The organism is Pseudoalteromonas sp. Ld19 (genome assembly GCF_045064135.1).
Classification (GTDB): domain Bacteria; phylum Pseudomonadota; class Gammaproteobacteria; order Enterobacterales; family Alteromonadaceae; genus Pseudoalteromonas; species Pseudoalteromonas aliena.
In genome coordinates this window covers 431,513-450,136 of sequence record NZ_JBISHA010000011.1, presented here as the reverse complement: position 1 = coordinate 450,136, position 18,624 = coordinate 431,513, and the positions used below count along the sequence as shown (strand labels likewise).

Below are 18,624 nucleotides of genomic sequence, written 5' to 3'. Positions count from 1 at the left end.
TCTGCTCGCCTGCTAAAGTTTGCTGAATTAACTGCCCCAAGCTGTTGTACTCAAAATTAGTATTGTGGCTGCTTACACCTTCGTTTTTACGGGCAATCAACTGGTTGATGCTGTCGTAATTGTACGTACAGGTATCAAATAGTGCCTGCGCAGGGTGGGTTAACTGCTGCTGTGTTAAGCGGTTAAATACATCAAATTGTTGGGTAAGGTTTATGTCATTACCAAACTGTTGCGTTTGAATATTACCTTGGCTGTCGTAGCTTAATGTTACAAGCGGCTTTGCTGCGCTAGCTGAATCATTCGTTTTGCTGTTTGCTTGCTGTAAATGAATAGCACTTAGCTGACCAAACTTATTGTAGCTGTAGTTAAGCGTACTTGAGTCTGGCAGCGTCAGTGTTTGGCGTCTGCCGTAGTCATCGTAGCTATATTGTAAGGTATGCGCTTGTTGCTGATTATGTACTTGCTCAGCACGCAATAATCGCCCGCCTTTATCAAAGCGTTGTTTAAGTGTTGATTGTGCGTTGTGGGCACGGGTAATTTTACCTTGCAGATTATAGCCGTAATAATTGGCGTTATTTACTATGTGGGTGTCGGTTGCCAAGCTTGCATGTTGTGCGGTTACGCGGCCTAGGCTGTCGCGCTCTATTTTTACGTGGCGTTTATCGCTTTGTGTTACCGAGACTAAGCGGTTACAGGCATCGTATTTATATTGCTGTAGCGTGCCATCAAATCCGGTGACTTGCGTTGGGTTTTCATTGGCATCGTAACTTATGCGGTATACGTGACCGTCGCTTCGCTCAATGGCAGTTAAGTTACGCTCTTTATCGTAAGTTAAATGCAGTGCGCTGCCATCAGGCTGAATGACACAATGTGGCTGGCTTAGCCCTTCAAAGTGTTGCTCGGTGGTGTCGCCCTTGCTGTTTTGTGAGCTTATTAGCCGCCCTGCTTCGTCGTAACTAAAATGTTGATGCTGTTTATGTTCAGGCTCGTTTTCGTCAAAGGCGGTGGTTTGCGCAAGCTGCCCATGCGCGTTGTATTTGTATTGAGTCAGCAGCCCTGCGTTATTTATGGTGGCGTTTACACGGCCTAAATTGTCGTAGCTGTAACGTATTAGCTCGTCGTTATGGTGTTTTGCTAATAGCTCACCTTGCTCGTTCCATACAAATTGGGTAATTTGGCCGTTTTTATTAATGTGCTGTGTTAACTGGCCAAGCTTATCGTAGCTGTATAATGTGGTACGGCCATCACCAAAGGTTTCGCTTTGCAGTAAACCCGCTACGCTGTATTTGCGCGTAATGGTTTGCCCATCTGGCAAGGTGGTTAATACCCGTTGCCCGAGTTGGTTATACGCAAATTGAGTTTGGCCGCCATCAGGCTGAGTGATGGAGGCTAATTGCCCATAAGGCGTATAGCTGTAACGCGTTATGCTGTTATCGGGTTTAACGTCAGTTACTTTTTGGCCCTGTGCGTTATACGCGTATTGCCACACATGGCCATTGGGGTCGGTGTGTTTTACCAACTTACCTTGTGCATTGTGTACAAAGTGTTCTTTATGGCCCCGTGAGTCTATACAGGTTGTTTCGCCGCGCTCAAGGTTGTATTCAAACTGATAGGTATAAGTGTTGTTATCGCCCCATTGCTTTATACATTTAGCACTCGGTGAATAGCTATCCCACTCAAAATGATGGCTAAAACCGCTGGCTCGGGTTCGCTTAGTTAATAAATTAGCGGCGTTGTAGGCGTAGCGGCGAACATCATCACATTGAGATAATGCTTTTTCAACAGCTTGAACTTTAAATTCTTGTGTAAATCGACGTCTCATTTTATCTGCCTCTATTAAAAGTTAGAAGCGACAACTATCCTGACACAGGGGGTTATCTGCTTAATTAAAGTATTGATATTCAAATTTAACTAATGAAGCGAAAATGGAAAATTTCACCAAACTATTAGCAGTTTCACTTTATATATTTTCTTTGTCTGGCTGTACTTCTATTGGCAGTTACGTCATGTCAAACCCCGATATTTATCTTTCTGAAGCACAGTTTATAAAAGCAAAACCTAGCGACATTGGCTTTGAAAAACATACATTTTGCTCTTTTAGTACCACTCAATGCATTACATATCTGACTGCTGAACCTTATCAAGCAGCTGAATTTTCGCAAGGGAGCTCTGTTTATTATAACCTTCATGCAACTGGTAATAATGTAGAAAATACAATTTCACACAGAATGACACCAGATACATTTAATCGTTTTGAAGGCACTGCTTTATTGCTTCATGGCTATGGGGGCAGTAAAGAAGCAATGATGGCTTCAGCTATCTATTTTAGAGCGCTTGGTATGAACGTTATTATTCCAGATCTTTTTGGCCATGGTGAATCAACTGAAGCATTTGTATTTGCAGCAAAAGAGCACGGCATTTTAAATGAACTGCTTGCTGAATCACTTTTAAATCAAACAAATAACCAGACTGTTGTAGTCGGCCATTCTATGGGAGCACTTACTGCAAGTAACTTATTATCATCAGAATATGTTGACGCTGCTATTTTACTTGCCCCAATGATGAGTTTTGACATTGCAGCTAAGGAGTACTTACCTTATAAATCGCCTTTGCTTAGTCATTTTTTTCATAGCGAGATTGATAATATTGTTAACCAGGCAATGTTTGAGGCAGGAGTAACCATTCAAGAAACAAATTTATTGCCTAAATTAACTGAGACTAAAAAGCCTGTATTGTTAATTAACTCAGATGTTGACTCTCTATCCCCCCCGGCTTACTTTTCATCTATACAAAATGAGTTAGTAAAAAAAATAACTTTTAATGCTCGCTCTCATTCAAGTTTAATGGTGTTTGATCGTGATGATGTTATCGAAATTGAAAAATGGCTAATAACATGGTGAGCCTTCGCTATTTTAGATGACATTGAGTGTATATGTCATTTTTTATTATTGTCGGGTTTCGTTGCACTCTATCCAACTTACGCTTTGTAAACCCCGTTACACTTTGATTAAAAAAGCCGCACACTAATAAATTGAGTTCTTATCTTAGCTCCCAAGATCAGTATTTAGATTCCCATTATTAAACTCTTGCTAAATATATTGATTCTAAAACACACTAGACTAAGGGTTTTTGAATAGATATCATCTGTCTAAATAAATGTAAAAGGAAGAACATTATGACTTGGAAACATACCGGAAAAGCATCCGCTTTTAACCATATTGGGCTAGACGAGGCAACTGCTCAATCATATAACTTAACTTATGACCCTGTAGATCTAAAAAGTACTCGAATTTTAATCACACAACAAGCCTTAGCTATGCTGGCCAATTTAAATCAATTTGACCAACAAAAAGTGATTAAAGAAATTACCTTTGTTTGCAAAAATCCAAATAGTTGTAGTTCGGTTAAGCACAGCACGCTGCCATTTAAACGCTTATTTCGCTCTAGAGACCAATTCAAGTCATATCATTATCTAATAGACTTTAAAATTACAGCAGATAACCAAGTGGTAATTCACGATATATATTTCGATGTTAGTGCCACTGGACCAAAGCCAAGAGCAAGCCTAGAACGAAACATGTTATACAATGTAAAACGCCAAGGTGGTCGATTTACTGGCGCTTGGGATAGTGATGAGTTGCAGCAGAATAAAGACTCATGGGGATTATCAGGTTCTGGAGCTACTCAAGTTTCTAATCATCATGCAGCAGTGAATGGGATGCAGAATAATTTAAATAAAGCGGCTTGGTTAATGGGCGCTCACTTAGATGTAGCTTACCCTAAAGATAGTTTTGATACATACACTTTATTCCACAACCCGACTGATCGCATGCTGTATGACGTTGTTGAATGCATATTTGATAAACGCAAAGGAACTAAATCACAAAATGCACAACATTTGGCGGCCATTTTTTTTCAATCTCAGCAACAAGGAAAGAAAATAAAATGGGTAGTACACAGTCAAGGGGCTATTATTTTTACTGCGGCGCTTGAAGAATTTGCTAAAACTCATACTATTCGACTAACTTCTCAACAAGTAGCAGTTCACTCACCTGGAGCATACCTTCCGCGATTAAAATCCGCAGCAGCGCGATTGGGTATGTTAGTACATCAAGCTAATAGTAACCCCTTTGATGTAGTACCTAATATGGCAGGACAAAATAATCTATCTCCCAGCAGTTTAATTCGTAGCTTAAAGTTTATGGGTCTTACCTTTTTAGGAACAGAATTAACCAGCCCACATACATTACCTTATTTGGGGCTAGAGTCTTATCATACTCAATTGCGCTTAGCTGGTAATCATCGGAGAGCACAAGACGTACTAAATTATATAGAAAAAAATACTTAGAGTGGTTGTATTGAGAGGGATAGTTAAATGCTAATGAAAAAAATACTCCGCGGTTATCGCGGAGGCCCTGATTTTAATAATATTCAAAAAGAGCATTATTACCTAGACGAAGAGCTTAAATTGACCGTTGCTCTTCCAGTTTGTAATCCGTTGAAACAACCTAAAACAAAAATTGTAAATTATCCTTTTACAGAAGCAAATTGGTTTGAAACTAACTATAGTCAGATTCGACATTCTAGATATATTCCAATTCATGAGTCCTATTGGTTTTATTGGCCTCTAATGCGAACGCCGATGTCAGATGAGTTGGGAAGCCTGCGGCTCAATATTACTATTGGAAAGCTCGCATCTCCAGTCACTAGCACTAAAGAACTCGGCCATGCCATTCTAAAGGAATATAACGACTATTATAATTCCTCTTCAATAGGTAAATATTTTAAAGGGCATAATACTGAGCTCATCAATGAAATAGAAGCTCATTCTGCTCGCCGAGCTACACCATTTTCAGACGAAGAAAAGCAACATCACATAGAGTCTAACTTATTAAATTCAGGTTTCCCTGAAATATCTCAATTTGATGAATGTACATTTAACAATATTGAGTGGATAAAATATACAGAGATTCGTTCTAACGAAACAAAGAAAAAATACATTTTTGCAACGCAATTGAATGAAAAATATTATCTTATGGCTAATTTTACATTCGATCTAAATATGTCTCAAAATGATAAACCTTGGTACAAAGACGCTAATGCAGCTATTACCCCTTTAATGGAAGGTATTATGCTTAAGCATATAGAAAGTCTAAAAGAGAATAGTAAATTATTAAATAGCTCTGCTGATAGCTAAATTAATACTACTTAAGAAAGCAAAAGACCAAAGTCATCTTCCAGTAAAGTTTACTCAGGTTCTTGTTATTTAGGTTTAGTATAAGGACATGAGACTTCCTTTCTCAAGGTTAACCTTTACACCCTGCTGTAAACCCCCATTACATTTTGATTAAAAAAGCCACACACTATTTGTTAGTGTGTGGCTTTTTAGTATTTAAACTAACTAATCAAACTACTGATTCAATAGATTCTTCTCAAAAAACTCGGCCATCATGGTGTGATAGTGCAGGGCGGTGCCTTTACCTTCACGTAGGCTATGTGAGCGGTTAGGGTATGAGAAAAACTCAAACTGCTTGTTGTGCTTTACAAGCTCGTCAATTAAGCGCTCAGAGCCTTGATAATGCACGTTATCATCGCCTGTGCCGTGAATAAGCAATAGCTTACCGGTTAGGTTTTTAGCAAAGGTAATAGGCGAGGTGTTATCGTAACTCTCAGGATCGGTATTTGGGTTACCCGCATAACGCTCTTGGTAAATGGTGTCGTATAAACGAATGTCTGGCACGGGTGCAGAGGCAATGCCTACTTTAAATTTATCACCGTGGCGGAACAATAAGTTAAGGGTTGAACTACCGCCCCCTGAATGCCCCCACACACCAACACGGTCTGTGTCTATTACATCCCAACGTTTAGCCATAGCATCAAGCGCGTCTACTTGGTCTTGCACGGTAATTGAGCCAATTTTTTTATAAATTGATTTACGCCAATCGCGGCCTTTTGGTGCACGTGTACCACGATTATCAACCGATGCCACAATAAAGCCTTTTTGCGTTAGTAACGATTTATATAAGTAACTGTTACCTTCCCAGCGGTCTTGCACGGTTGAACCCCATGGTTCGCCGTATACGTAAAACACAATTGGGTATTTTTTACTTTTATCCATGTTCTCAGGGAACATAATGTAGCCGTCAAGCTCGGTGCCATCTTGCGCGTTTACTTTAAAAAACTCATGCTTTGGTAAGCTTTTTTCAACAAGCTTTTGTTTAAGCTTTGTATTTTCAACTAAGGTTTTTACATTACTATGATCTGCCACTTTAATGATCTCTTTAGTCGGTGGCGTACCAAATTTAGAGTAAGTGTGCATTGCCCACGAGGCATCTTTTGACATGTAGTAGCTGTTTGATCCCTCAAACTCAGCAGGTGTGACCCGTACCGGTTTGCTGCTGCCATCAAGCGGTGTGCTGTATAAATAACGCTGACCAGGATCGTTTGGCGAGGCAATAAAATACATTACGTTTTTGTCTTCATTGATGCTCAGCATATCAATAATGTCGTAATCACCAGGGGTTAGGTCGATAATAGTTTTGCCATCGCGCGATACACGGTAAAGATGACGCCAGCCGTCGCGTTCGCTATGCCAAATAAAAAACTCACCGTCTTTTGACCAGTTGGCTTTATAAAACCATTCGATAAACGCATCGTCTTTGTCTTCTAAAATTTTAGTCAGTTGCTGCTTTTGCCAATCAAACAACCACACTTTGTTATGGCTTTGTGGGCGGTTTAAGTCTTGAATCATTAATTCATTACCGGTGCCTGCCCAGCTAATACGCGGAATATAACGGTCGCGGTTATCGCCTTCAAGCTCAGCCCAACGGGTTTGTTTGTCGCTAAGGCTTACCACACCAACACGCACGGCAGAGTTGGTTTCACCCGCTTTAGGATAAGGGAACTCTTTAAGGGTAGGGTACAGTTCGTCAGTGTTGTTGATCATAGTGAAAAATTTAACGTCACTGGTATCAAGCTGCCAGTACGCTATTGATTTGTTGTCTGGGCTCCAACGAAAGCCATCAGCAATGGTGAACTCTTCTTCGTAAACCCAGTCAAAATTACCGTTTACAATAGTGGCGCTGCCATCAGTTGTAAGGGCTGTTACTTTGTTACTACCAACCGCTTGCATATAAATGTTGTTATCGCGCACATAGGCTATTTTTGAGCTGTCTGGGGAGAACTTAGCAAACATTAGTTTTTTAGGTTCAGGTTGTTCGCCGCCAAGCTGCTGTAGTTTGTTAGTTTCTAAATTTAATAGCCAAAAATCACCACGACTACGAGAGCGCCAAACTTGCTCGCTATTGGTAAATACCATTAGCCATTTACCGTCTTTTGACCATTGATAGCTTTCGATTGCAAATGGCTCGTCTGCATCTTCTGGGAGTAATTTTTCAAATTCAACCAGCACTTTACGGTCAGTACCATCGGCGTTGTAAAAAACAATGTCGTTGCCTTTTACGCCGTGTTCTTTTTCGTCATCAGCTTTATCAGCATCGTCTTTTTTATCTTTTTCGTTTTCACGCGCTTCAAGCACTGTGTAACCAGTGCCATCGTCTAACCATTTAAAGTATGTGCTACGCTGCGCTTTAAAGTATTTATCTTTATAAATTTGTTCTAGCGAGAGTGGGGCACTCATTTCGGTTGAGGCTGCAACCGATGTGCTATTGTTAGTTACAGAGCAACCTGGTAAAGACAGTCCTGCCATTACGGACAGTACGAGCCCTGAGGCTTTAAGTAATTTCATGTGAGATCCTAAAGTGGGTGTGTGCTTGTTGCTATTATTTTAAGGGTTATGCAACACGCTTATTGGGTTCAACAAACGGATGTTTAACAGTGCTTACTTTAGCAAAGTTTGCGTTTAATATCAGAACGTTCATTGCAAGCATAGCTACATTAAACGATAAATTGCATGCAATATGCAATACTTATTACATTTGAGCAGCATAAAATATAAAGTAACCAGTACGCCACTATTATATTTCGGATGACACAAAAAGCTTTGCGGGCTAAGTAAAAGCCAAGTAACGAAGAGTAAATAGCCCCCAAGAACAGCGCATGTTTGGCATTTATGCTGCGTTACCTAAACAACCAAACAGTCTGCTGAAAATTCAACCTCAAAAGATAAACAGGTCTTAGGGATTATATGTATAATTTTATCAATGAATAGCTTGCATAACGTTACGTGCTTTTATGTTACCGACAATCAATAATTATTATAATGAGCTTCTTCGCGCATATTTAATGTCTATAAGTATGCGCGAAGAAGCTATGTAAAATATTAAGTAAAATTATAATAAGATTTTAGTAGTGCTGGCTCATTTAAGCTGACATTGTTAATCCAATTCTAGCTGAGCTCGTTCAACACTCTCATTAGGTAACTCTTTTTGCACTGATACACCCAGTTCTTTAAACTCAGAGGCTTGTTTAATTAAGTTACCTTTGCCACGATATAACTGAGAAAATGCTTTATCGTAGCTTTCTTTGGCTTTATCTAATTGTTTACCTACGCCTTCCATACTGGTTAAAAAGCCGTTGAGCTTGTTATAAAAACGCTCAGCTCTATTTGCTAGCTCTTTTGAATATTTAGTTTGCTCTTCAAAGCGCCAAAGCTGCTTAACAATGTTTAAACTTGTAAGCAGCGTAGTAGGTGTAGCCACTAATATGTTTTTTTCAATTGCTTGTTGATAAATATCACTTTGATACTTAAGGGCCTCAACAAAGGCTGATTCTATTGGCACAAACATAACCACAACTTCTGGCGAGTTAATACCAGGTAAGCGATCGTATGATTTACTAGCAAGCTCATTAATACGCGCTGTAACGGCGTTTACATGCTCTTTAATTGCTTGATTAGCATCTAACTCGTTTTCGGCATTTACATAACGGGTATAGGCGTTTAGCGATGTTTTAGCATCAATAACTAAGTGCCGCCCTTGCGGTAAGTATACAACTACATCGGGGCGCAATCTGCCATCTTCGGTGTTAAACGACACCTCTCGCTTGTAATCAACACCTGCGCGCAAACCTGCGCTATCTAACACGTTCTCAAGCATTAACTCGCCCCAATTACCTTGGGTCTTTTTTTGCCCTTGTAATGCGTTACTGAGCTTATCTGCTTGATCAGTAATGGCTTGGCTTTTGGCCTGTAAATGCAGTAACTCGGTTTTAAGTGCGGTACGTTGCTTTATATCTTCAACGTGTATTGATTCCATTTTCTCTCTAAACCCTTTTAACTCACCTTGTACAGGTTTTAGTAGTTGCTCAATACTTTCTTGGTTTAGAGTTTTAAAGCTTTGTGATTTTTCTTCTAAAATTTTGTTAGCTAGGTTTTCAAACTCTTTTTTGAGCATATTTTTACTTTGTTCAATTTGCGCTAGCTGTTCGGTAAAGTTTTGCTGTTTTTGCTCAAGCGTGGTGCGCATATTATTATATTCAACATCGCGTTGGTTGTATTGCTCGCGAAGCGCTGTTAATTCACCTTCAGCTTTACGCCAAAAGTGGTTGTATTGAATGCTTTGTTTTTCTTGTTCGCTAAACCGGGTTTTAAAATGCTGCGCCTCATCGCGCTGCTCTTGGTGAGTGTGCTCAAGCAGCTCATGGTCTTCTAACAGGGTAGTGTGTTGTAGCGCTTTATTATCAAATTGATTTTGTAAAATTGAAAGCTGCTGTTGTTGCTCGCTTATTTTTTGCTGTAATTTTTTGCGCAACTGTACTGATACAACGCCGTAAAGTACAACGCCTAGAGCAACCCCGACGCCTGCGCTTAACCAATCAATATTAGTGAGTATTTGAATAAACATAACAATAAACTTATAACATTTAGTGACATGCCATCATAGCGAATAACTATCAATAGAAGTAGGGGAGCAAAGAAATACAGGCATAAAAAAAGCCAGTTCAAAACGAACTGGCTCAATCATTACTAAAATTAGTAACTAAATAGGGGAATCAACATAAAAACCTGTATTAACTGCAATTAATCAACAAGCATAATAGTAGACGCCCCTTTTTTAATTAAGTTCATAAAGAATGAAAAATTTTAAAGTAACATTTCAATGGTGAGTTTTAGGCATAAAAAAAGCCAGTTCAAAACAAACTGGCTTAATTATTACTAAAATTAGTAATTAAATGGGGAATCAACATGAAAACCTGTATTAACTGCAATTAATCAACAAGCATAATAGTAGACGCCCTATTTTTAATTAAGTTCATAAAAAATGAAAAATTTTAAAATAATATTTCATTGGTAGGTTTTAGACATAAAAAAAGCCAGTTCAAAACGAACTGGCTTAATTATTACTAAAATTAGTAACTAAATAGGGGAATCAACATGAAAACCTGTATTAACTGCAATTAATCAACAAGCATAATAGTAGACGCCCTATTTTTAATTAAGTTCATAAAAAATGAAAAATTTTAAAATAATATTTCATTGGTAGGTTTTAGACATAAAAAAAGCCAGTTCAAAACGAACTGGCTTAATTATTACTAAAATTAGTAACTAAATAGGGGAATCAACATGAAAACCTGTATTAACTGCAATTAATCAACAAGCATAATAGTAGACGCCCTATTTTTAATTAAGTTCATAAAAAATGAAAAATTTTAAAATAATATTTCATTGGTAGGTTTTAGACATAAAAAAAGCCAGTTCAAAACGAACTGGCTTAATCATTACTAAAATTAGTAACTAAATAGGGAAATCAACATGAATACTTGTATTAACTGCAATTAATAAACAAGCATAATAGTAGACGCCCTATTTTTAATTAAGTTCAAAAAAATTCAAACATTCTGAAATTAATTTAATTTTTAATCAGGGACAACATCTGTTGTTCGTCAAACTGAGTGAAACTCATTGATTTATCGGTAAATAATGCGTCAACAAGCGCTTGCTTATCTTCTTGCATTTTAAATACTTTCTGTTCAATTGAGTTACTCATTATGAGCTTATATACAAAAACAGGGTTAGTTTGCCCAATTCGATAAGCACGATCAGTTGCCTGTTTCTCTACCGCAGGGTTCCACCATGGATCAAAATGTATAACTGTATCGGCCTGCGTTAAATTAAGACCGGTACCACCGGCTTTTAAACTAATTAAAAACACCGATGTTTTACCACTGGTAAACTCATCAATTACTTTATCGCGATGGCGTGTTTGGCCTGTAAGTAAGCTAAAGTCTATGTTTATTTCTTCTAGGCGCTTAGCTATTAAGTCGAGTGCCGAGGTAAATTGACTAAATATAATAACTTTACGGCCAAGGCTTAGCATTAATGGTAAATGGGTCGCTAGCCATTCTAATTTGGCTGAGCCAGCCTGCGTATCGGGCTCGATTAATTTAGGGTGACAACAAATTTGTCTGAGTTTTAATAATGCTTCTAAAAAAGCGAGTTTACTTTTTTGTACGCCTTGCTCTGCAAATAAGTCGATTAACTTTTCTTCAAGAGCCTGCGTAATTCCCTGATACATTTCTTTTTGCTTAGGTTCAAACTCAAACTCTTTAGTTAACTCTGTTTTTTCAGGAAGTTCTTGCGCCACTTGTGCTTTAGTTCGGCGCATTATAAAGGGCATGATCAGCGCTTTTAATTGCTCAGCTCTTTGTATGTCTGCTTCGCGTTCAATAGGCGTTTGAAAATGCTGTTTAAAATGAGCTTGTGAACCAAGTAATGATGGCATAGCAAAGTCGAGTAACGATTTAAGCTCAAGCAAGTTGTTTTCGATTGGTGTACCACTTAAACATAATTTAAACTCGGCATTCAAACGCTTAACCAAGCGCGAGACTTGCGCTGTGTCATTTTTAATATATTGCGCTTCATCGAGAATTATATTTTCGAAATACAGCGGCGAATAATAAGCTATATCACGCTTCAACAGCGGATATGTTGTTAATATACATTGAGACTGGGCAAGATGCTGTAATGGCTCGTTTCGGTGAGAGCCAAAAATAGTTGTTACCTTTAATCCTTTCGCAAACTTTGTTATTTCGTTTTGCCAGTTACTAACAAGACTTGTAGGGCATACTATTAAAGTTGGTCCGGCTTGCGGACGGTTAAAGGTGCTTGTTAAAAATGCGATAACTTGCAGTGTTTTACCAAGCCCCATGTCGTCGGCTAAAATACCACCTAATTTGTGGCGTTTTAAAAAACTTAACCAATCGACACCTTGTTGTTGGTACTCTCTAAGTTCTACTGAATCATTTAAGCCATGAAGCGACACCTTCGCCATAGTATGATCGGTATTATTTAACTCTTGTAAGTAAAGCTCTAAAGAATCGTCATGTAGCTCAACATTTATGGCTGTATGTTTTACAAGCTCAGGGAGGTACGAAAGCGGTATATTAAATTCGTCTCGTGTTTTTACAAATTCAAAACGCTGCTTAAATTCACACAGTAAATTTATCGCTGATTTATTTATAACCCCAAACTGACGACCTACAGGATAGTAATGAAATAATTCACTTTGACGATTCAGTGATTGATAGACGAGATCTTCGTTAGTGAAAAGTAACGCGGCTTTAGCATCACCAAGTATTACTTTACAATGCATTTGATGGCCTACGGCTCGATTAGCATAAAGTGTTACTTCGCTTTGTGGATTAGCCACTGTCATTTTGCTAATTGTTACTTTCCAACCCCGCTCTTTAAAGCTTGGAAGTACTTCATAAGTAAGCCAATGCAAGTGAATAGGGGATTGTTTAGTGAAAACAAATTCACTTTGTAAACCCCCTTTACAAAACTCAAAACCTAAATTTACAAGTTCATTTGTAACAGTATTCTCAAATGCATTATTTATTATGCTCGCGGGCGCTTCACCAGCTAAATAGTTTTTGTTTTTATACTTAAATAACAATGAAAGCGCTAAACCTCGCTCTCCCATAGTCACTTTTAACACAGCATTACTTGCAGCTTTAGGGAGCGCTGTTTGCGAATTTGTTGGATGTGGTATTACGCCTGCACCAAAGTTATCAGCTAACTGTTTATATATTCGATCAAAGTTTGCGCTATGTAGCGCTGGCATTGTTTGTAAATGCGAAATTTCGTCAGCACTTAAAGGTGTACGTATACGACCAATTTTTAAATGATCTAAATCGATATAAGTAGGTGGGGTTGTTTTGAGCAGTGCCCAGCTTTTACTTTGCTCTAAATTAATACCCAGCTGAGTTAAGTCTTTTTCTTGTTGCCACTTAAAACTAAGTGCTTGACCGCTTTGTGGTTTAATAGCAACACGAGAGCGTTGTAAAAATAGGCGCTCCGTTGCAATTAACTGCTGCAGCGCATTAAAACCCCATTGGCCTTTAAGCTCAATACTTCCGACAGCATTTTGCGAACGTATCCAACTGTAAAGCCTAAAGTCACTTTCGAGTAAATCATTGGGGGTTATAAAACTATTGAGTTGTTGATCAGTAAGGTTACGGCCTAATGTGTAATTTTGGTCTTTATCGTAATTGGCTATTTTAGGCGATAGAAATACTTTATTATTTTCGATATCTAAGACAAATAGTAAAACCTGAGATGGCACTGCTTGCTCTGCACTTTTAAGTGCACTTAACTCGCTAAACCAATCATTAATAAAATAATCCTCACCGTATTCACCAGAGTGCTCTATCTTAAGTTTTAATAAAATTGCTGCAAGGTGTCGGCATTTCGTTTTTATATTACACGTGCAATGTGTGTCAACGGAGTAACCAGTTGGTAATTTACTGATCTCAATACGTTGATTAAACGGCGTACCGTTATCACCAAGAACCGTTGAATCAACAACAGAAAAGTTAGAAGTATGCTCTAACCAAGTGATTTTTCCATTTTTGTAGTACTCTTTCCCTTTAGCAAGCACGTTAGGCCTAAACAGTTTATTTATAAAGCGTTCGGAAAGAGGAAACTGGGTAGCCTGCTCATTTTTAATTTCTTCAAAAATAGCCAGTAAATCATTTTTTGATAAGTTAGCAGACATGTCACTCTAAGGATTAGTTTTTAAAAATAATTCTGCCAGTATATGCCTTATGTGCTTTGAGCTAAAGCAATATTAACGCTATATAAACTAGTAGGTGTTGATTGGTTGGTAAAAAATCGGTTTATAACTAAATTTAGAATGGATTTTGTTGAATAAATTGTAAAATGCAGCCAATTCAAAAAATAAAAACAACTTATATAATAGTTAGAGGGCTTTATAGATCAGAATTTTACTAACATTTTTTAAAACATGTGGCGAAGAGCTAAAAAAGAGAAAGCCAGTTAGTAAAAAAATGATCTACGCTATAAAATAGGCTAAATAAACGCATTAATAACGTATATAGATCAGATTTTTACTAACTTAATGATATAGCAGATCAATATTTTACTAACTACATAAACCCAACAGATCGCTATTTTACTAAGTAACTAATTAAAAGCACTTAATAACTTAGTAAGTTGATCTAATCGTTTGTCAGTCATCACTTTGTTATTTATTTTTATAGAGACGTCGCCACTTTTAAGGTTTCGTTGCAATGAAACAAAGTCATTTTCAAGTACAGCTTCACGTTTAACAACCATATGCGGCTCAGCAGTTAAGCATTTAGTTATTTCCATAGCGCGCTTGTCATCGCTTGTAATCGCATTAATTTCGTTATTGCTTGCTAGATCAACCACTAACTGATTAAAGGTCTCACAATCGCGCTCCTTTGCATTAACAAGCTTTTTAGCAACTTCTCTACCTACGTGATTAGCTGTTGGGTAAAGTGCTATAACATTTGCTGGAATTTGCTCATAAGCTTTAATCGCATCAGCTATAGCTGTATGAGATACACCTTCTATCGCTGCAATTTCACGATAAGATCCTTTTTTACCTTGCTCAATCAATTCATTTTTGGTTTGTTGATAAGCTTGTCCTAGTTCCCATAAGCTTGGCGCAATATATTGATCTGATGACACAGCTAAAATTTTAGCATCTTGCTCTGTAAAATCACTTGAGCTCAGTACTAAGTAATCAGCATTCCCTAAAATACAAGCCATGCGACGTCGAGAGCCTGCTAAAACTAAGCTTGTATCACCTTGATCCCAAAGTAGAGCAGGATGCTGATTACGGCCATCGTCAGAGATTGCAGGAAGAATATCCGACACTGACTTTTCGTTTAGAAGCGCTTGTACACGACGATTTTTACCATATACACCTGTTGTAGACTCAATATCTGCATGCGGGATCACTTTACAAATAAGTGTTATCTGCCGGGTAGGATCGCTAGGTGCAGGCATTCTTATCACATCACCAGCACTGGCTTGTTCAAGGAGTGCATCGAGGCTGCTAGTACCTACAGCTGTTGCAAAAGGATCTAAGCGGGTGTCATTTTTACGTTTTTTAGCCATTTTTATTTAACATCCTTACTTAGGGGTATTTAATTTTGATTGTGTAGATTGCCAATTGGAGCGAATCAGCATTTCAAGCTCATCAACAACATCTTTTATGTTTTCTTGGGCACGCATAAGTGACTCACGACTCGCTAAGCTATCAGATGCTTTTTGATCAAAAATAGTGTTAAAAGATGAAGAGCTTGCTGTAATTGCTGAACTATGGTTGATAGGATAACTCATTACTTGGCGACCAAATGCACTACGCACATCTTTGACAATATCGCGCTGTGAATGATTACCTTTAACGTAGTTGGTTACTAAAAACTGCATAAAGTCCCAGCCTTCATGACCAAGCGCAGCAACGGTATGATAAATTTCACCTAAACGTTTTAAATATTTGTTATTAGCATCAAAATCCACAGCTTCTGGATGGACTGGAATAAGCATTGCGGTAGATGCCATTAATGCATTATAAAACATAAAGTTAAGTGTTGGAGCTGTGTCAATAAGTAAAATGTCAAACTCGTCTTTTACCGGTTCAATTACTTTTTCGAGTAACTTATGATAATGGCGAGTTTGTTCATAATTTGAGGAATCTTTGAGTATAGTGGCAGTTTCGTGTTCAAAATAAAAGTCATCCATACCAGAAGGTAAAACACGAATATTAGGAATATGAGTAGGTAAAAATGAATTTGATACAAATTCTGGCCATGTTTCACCTTCCTCTAAGTCAATGCAATCACGCATTAAATCGCCAACCGTAATTGGGTCGTGTTCACTTGATGGGAAGAAACTTGATGACGATCCTTGTGGATCTAAATCAATAATACCAATGCGATAACGCTTAATATTTGTTGTAGCAAGCGCTGCAGCAATATTAACCATACTGGTTGTTTTACCACAACCGCCTTTGAGTGAATTTATAACAATAACTTGGAGTTTATCATTATTTGTACGGTGATCTGGCTTGATATCCATGATATCAGCCATGGAAAAAATATTTACAAGTGTGTAAGCATAATGGCCATTTGCACCGCGTTTTATGTTTAAATCGTCAAAATCACCGTTATCATGACGTCTTTTTAATGTGCGATTATTACAACCTAGTAAGTCTGCAGCTGCTTTTTGGGTGTATGTTCTTAATTCTTTCTCTTCTGATTTAAGATGAGCGCGGTAATGTTGAATACGTCCTTCTAGTGACTTTTCTGCAACCTCAGCAGTTGCTTTTAAAAGCCGATAGGTATTTAGCGCGTTATTGTTGATAGACATACTTTCCTTCCTCAAAGTTAGGCAGATAGTATAATGTCCATTCAATTAGCTGTAAACAACTATTTATAGCGACATGCGTTTTAAAAAGTAGACATCTAATAATATTTTTACACCATTAATATTGCTTAGTATAAATAAAGAAGTTTAAAGGTGGTTAAATATATAAGGTAGTAAAGGTTAAGCACCTTAAATTACTATGTAACCTCATGATAAATATAAATAATAACTTTAAAAGCAGATCAGCTTTATACTTGGTTAAGATCAGATCTTTATTAACACTCAGATCACCTTTTTACTAAGCTGTAATTTTGAAAGTGAGTTATGCACAGCTTACTCCTTAACTTATGAACAAAAATACACCGTAAGATCAGTTTTTTACTAAGTAAATTATAAAGTTATGCACCTCCTAGTGCAGCAAACGGTAGCTTTAATTAGTATAGATCTGATCTGTAGTAAGTACAGATCAGATCTATGCTAACTCAATATGCCTTTATCCACAGGGCAACAATTTTTAAACGGTATTTGTCGTGCTTAATTTGGTAAAATAACAATTACAATGGACAAAATAACGGCTGAGTTAGTAAAAAGTCGGTTTATAGTTCGCTTGTTAGTATAATATTGATCTTAAAATATCAAAAATCAACACTACTTAGTATAAAAGTGATCTGAATAGATTATTTGAAGTCGGATCACTTTTATACTAACTTAAACATTTAACTTTTCTTTGTTTATGTGTTGTTATTAGCTGTCGCAATAAAAAATGGAAATAAGAACAATGAGCCGAAAGGTCAACATCTCGGTAGATAACTTGCCTGATACATTAAGAGGCCAAATTCACGGGGTGGAAAGTGCAATTGATAACGAAAGTTTAGCACTATTTACTGATAATAAAGATGTTCGCGTTTCTATTGAAAATGCTGCCCATGGACTACGTGCTTATTCAAATACGTTTAATCATTATGATTTATGGGGACGCTTTGTTCGCTCTGGCCATAAAAAATTGCCGCTTGAAGAAGCTCCGAAAAAAACAATCATTACCCGTAAAATATCAGAAAAGGTAGATGGTATTTTATACGATGGTGAAATTAAAATTACACCTGCCGTAGTAAGTACGCGCAAAGATGGTGAAGATGTTGAATATTTAGTTTGGCCATCAGACAGAGAAGAAAAAGTAGAACGCGCACTAATCCGTTTAGCGTCAAAAGGTAAAATAGTAAAAATTAATTTTAAGTCCGGTATTCAATATGCTGTGGTTTTTTCTATGAACGAGTTAGCGCAAGAACTTAAAGCTGTTGGGCAGTCAATGCCGTACCCAGCAATTAAAGAATCTCTCGAGGCGCTTCAAGGTTCTAAACTTTCGTTTAAATATTCTGCAACAGACACCAAAAATTCAGACATTGATGATTCCTTTTACGAATCAAACATGAACTTTTTATCGTCACTACATTTTAGTGGTAAAAAAGGTCAAGGCGGCAATGTTAAGTGTGTAGCCTGTTTAAATGCGTTTGTTCACAACATGATTGATAACCTTGAATACAAAGGATATTACTTTAACAGCGCACAAGAACTTAAACGTGGATTATCGCGCTGGATGATGCTGCGTTTATATCATCTTTGGCGTTATGCCGCACCAGGCAAAACATATCATTTTAGATTACTTTCTATTATGGAAAAGTACGGCTCTATTTATTCTACCGATAATATTACGGAAAATAAGCTAAAGGCATTACGCCGCGATATGACAACGACAATGAAAGATTTGATAGAAAAAGGTGCAATATCAGAATACAGCATAACAAATGTAAAAGATGATAAAACAGGCAATATTATTGATTACACCTATGAAATGCATCCATCTGACCAATTTTGTGACGAAATACTGACATTGAATAAGCATAATAAACGTATTGAAATTCAAGGTGGTAAACGTATCGTAGAAAACGCTGTTTTAATAGACGAAGACAAACTTGATGAGATAGTAGAGAAGTAGTAGAAAGACTATTTTTTCTTATCTAAGTACTTAA

General features: G+C 37.5%; 9 protein-coding genes and 1 pseudogene. 4 read left to right on the top strand and 6 right to left on the bottom strand.

Annotated elements, in window-relative coordinates; all coding sequences use genetic code 11:
* Nucleotides 1-1,822 (bottom strand): annotated as a pseudogene (locus ACJJVZ_RS03380) (sugar-binding protein); the annotation flags it as partial.
* A 103-nt stretch (nt 1,823-1,925) separates the two neighbouring features.
* On the opposite strand from ACJJVZ_RS03380, the gene ACJJVZ_RS03375 reads away from it, so the two are divergent.
* From ACJJVZ_RS03375 to ACJJVZ_RS03365, 3 genes are all read left to right on the top strand, one after another.
* Nucleotides 1,926-2,900 (top strand): alpha/beta hydrolase, encoded by a 975-nt coding sequence (locus tag ACJJVZ_RS03375; protein WP_405598152.1) that lies wholly within the window; start codon nt 1,926-1,928, stop codon nt 2,898-2,900.
* Nucleotides 2,901-3,175: 275 nt separating this feature from the next.
* Nucleotides 3,176-4,348: a hypothetical protein gene (locus ACJJVZ_RS03370; protein ID WP_405598150.1), complete on the top strand. Its 1,173-nt coding sequence runs from the start codon at nt 3,176-3,178 to the stop codon at nt 4,346-4,348.
* 27 nt (nt 4,349-4,375) lie between these two features.
* A complete protein-coding gene (locus tag ACJJVZ_RS03365; RefSeq protein WP_405598147.1) occupies nt 4,376-5,197 on the top strand; it encodes a hypothetical protein in 822 nt (273 codons plus the stop codon).
* Between the two features lie 213 nt (nt 5,198-5,410).
* Here ACJJVZ_RS03365 and ACJJVZ_RS03360 read toward each other — a convergent pair whose 3' ends face one another.
* The 5 genes from ACJJVZ_RS03360 to ACJJVZ_RS03340 all read right to left on the bottom strand — a co-directional run bounded on the left by ACJJVZ_RS03360 (nt 5,411) and on the right by ACJJVZ_RS03340 (nt 16,600).
* Complete coding sequence (locus ACJJVZ_RS03360; protein ID WP_405598144.1) at nt 5,411-7,747, bottom strand: S9 family peptidase; 2,337 nt, start codon at nt 7,745-7,747, stop codon at nt 5,411-5,413.
* A 589-nt stretch (nt 7,748-8,336) separates the two neighbouring features.
* Entirely contained in the window at nt 8,337-9,803 is a 1,467-nt protein-coding gene (gene rmuC, locus ACJJVZ_RS03355) for a DNA recombination protein RmuC (RefSeq protein ID WP_193156750.1), read from the bottom strand.
* A gap of 1,005 nt (nt 9,804-10,808) precedes the next feature.
* On the bottom strand, nt 10,809-13,955 hold the full coding sequence (locus ACJJVZ_RS03350; protein ID WP_405598141.1) for a DEAD/DEAH box helicase: 3,147 nt from the start codon (nt 13,953-13,955) through the stop codon (nt 10,809-10,811).
* A 428-nt stretch (nt 13,956-14,383) separates the two neighbouring features.
* Nucleotides 14,384-15,346, bottom strand: a complete 963-nt coding sequence (locus tag ACJJVZ_RS03345; RefSeq protein ID WP_182703234.1) for a transcriptional regulator — start codon at nt 15,344-15,346, stop codon at nt 14,384-14,386.
* Nucleotides 15,347-15,361: 15 nt separating this feature from the next.
* Complete coding sequence (locus tag ACJJVZ_RS03340; protein WP_182703235.1) at nt 15,362-16,600, bottom strand: AAA family ATPase; 1,239 nt, start codon at nt 16,598-16,600, stop codon at nt 15,362-15,364.
* Nucleotides 16,601-17,375: 775 nt separating this feature from the next.
* Between ACJJVZ_RS03340 and ACJJVZ_RS03335 the strand changes: the two genes are divergently transcribed.
* Entirely contained in the window at nt 17,376-18,590 is a 1,215-nt protein-coding gene (locus ACJJVZ_RS03335) for a replication protein A (protein WP_193156747.1), read from the top strand.
* The last annotated feature ends 34 nt before the right edge of the window (nt 18,591-18,624 follow it).

Excerpts from the sequence above, each read along its gene's own strand:
- ACJJVZ_RS03375 (WP_405598152.1), top strand. The coding sequence starts at position 1,926 with ATGGAAAATTTCACCAAACTATTAGCAGTTTCACTTTATATATTTTCT.
- ACJJVZ_RS03370 (WP_405598150.1), top strand. The coding sequence starts at position 3,176 with ATGACTTGGAAACATACCGGAAAAGCATCCGCTTTTAACCATATTGGG.
- ACJJVZ_RS03365 (WP_405598147.1), top strand. The coding sequence starts at position 4,376 with ATGCTAATGAAAAAAATACTCCGCGGTTATCGCGGAGGCCCTGATTTT.
- ACJJVZ_RS03360 (WP_405598144.1), bottom strand. The coding sequence starts at position 7,747 with ATGAAATTACTTAAAGCCTCAGGGCTCGTACTGTCCGTAATGGCAGGA.
- rmuC (WP_193156750.1), bottom strand. The coding sequence starts at position 9,803 with ATGTTTATTCAAATACTCACTAATATTGATTGGTTAAGCGCAGGCGTC.
- ACJJVZ_RS03350 (WP_405598141.1), bottom strand. The coding sequence starts at position 13,955 with ATGTCTGCTAACTTATCAAAAAATGATTTACTGGCTATTTTTGAAGAA.
- ACJJVZ_RS03345 (WP_182703234.1), bottom strand. The coding sequence starts at position 15,346 with ATGGCTAAAAAACGTAAAAATGACACCCGCTTAGATCCTTTTGCAACA.
- ACJJVZ_RS03340 (WP_182703235.1), bottom strand. The coding sequence starts at position 16,600 with ATGTCTATCAACAATAACGCGCTAAATACCTATCGGCTTTTAAAAGCA.
- ACJJVZ_RS03335 (WP_193156747.1), top strand. The coding sequence starts at position 17,376 with ATGAGCCGAAAGGTCAACATCTCGGTAGATAACTTGCCTGATACATTA.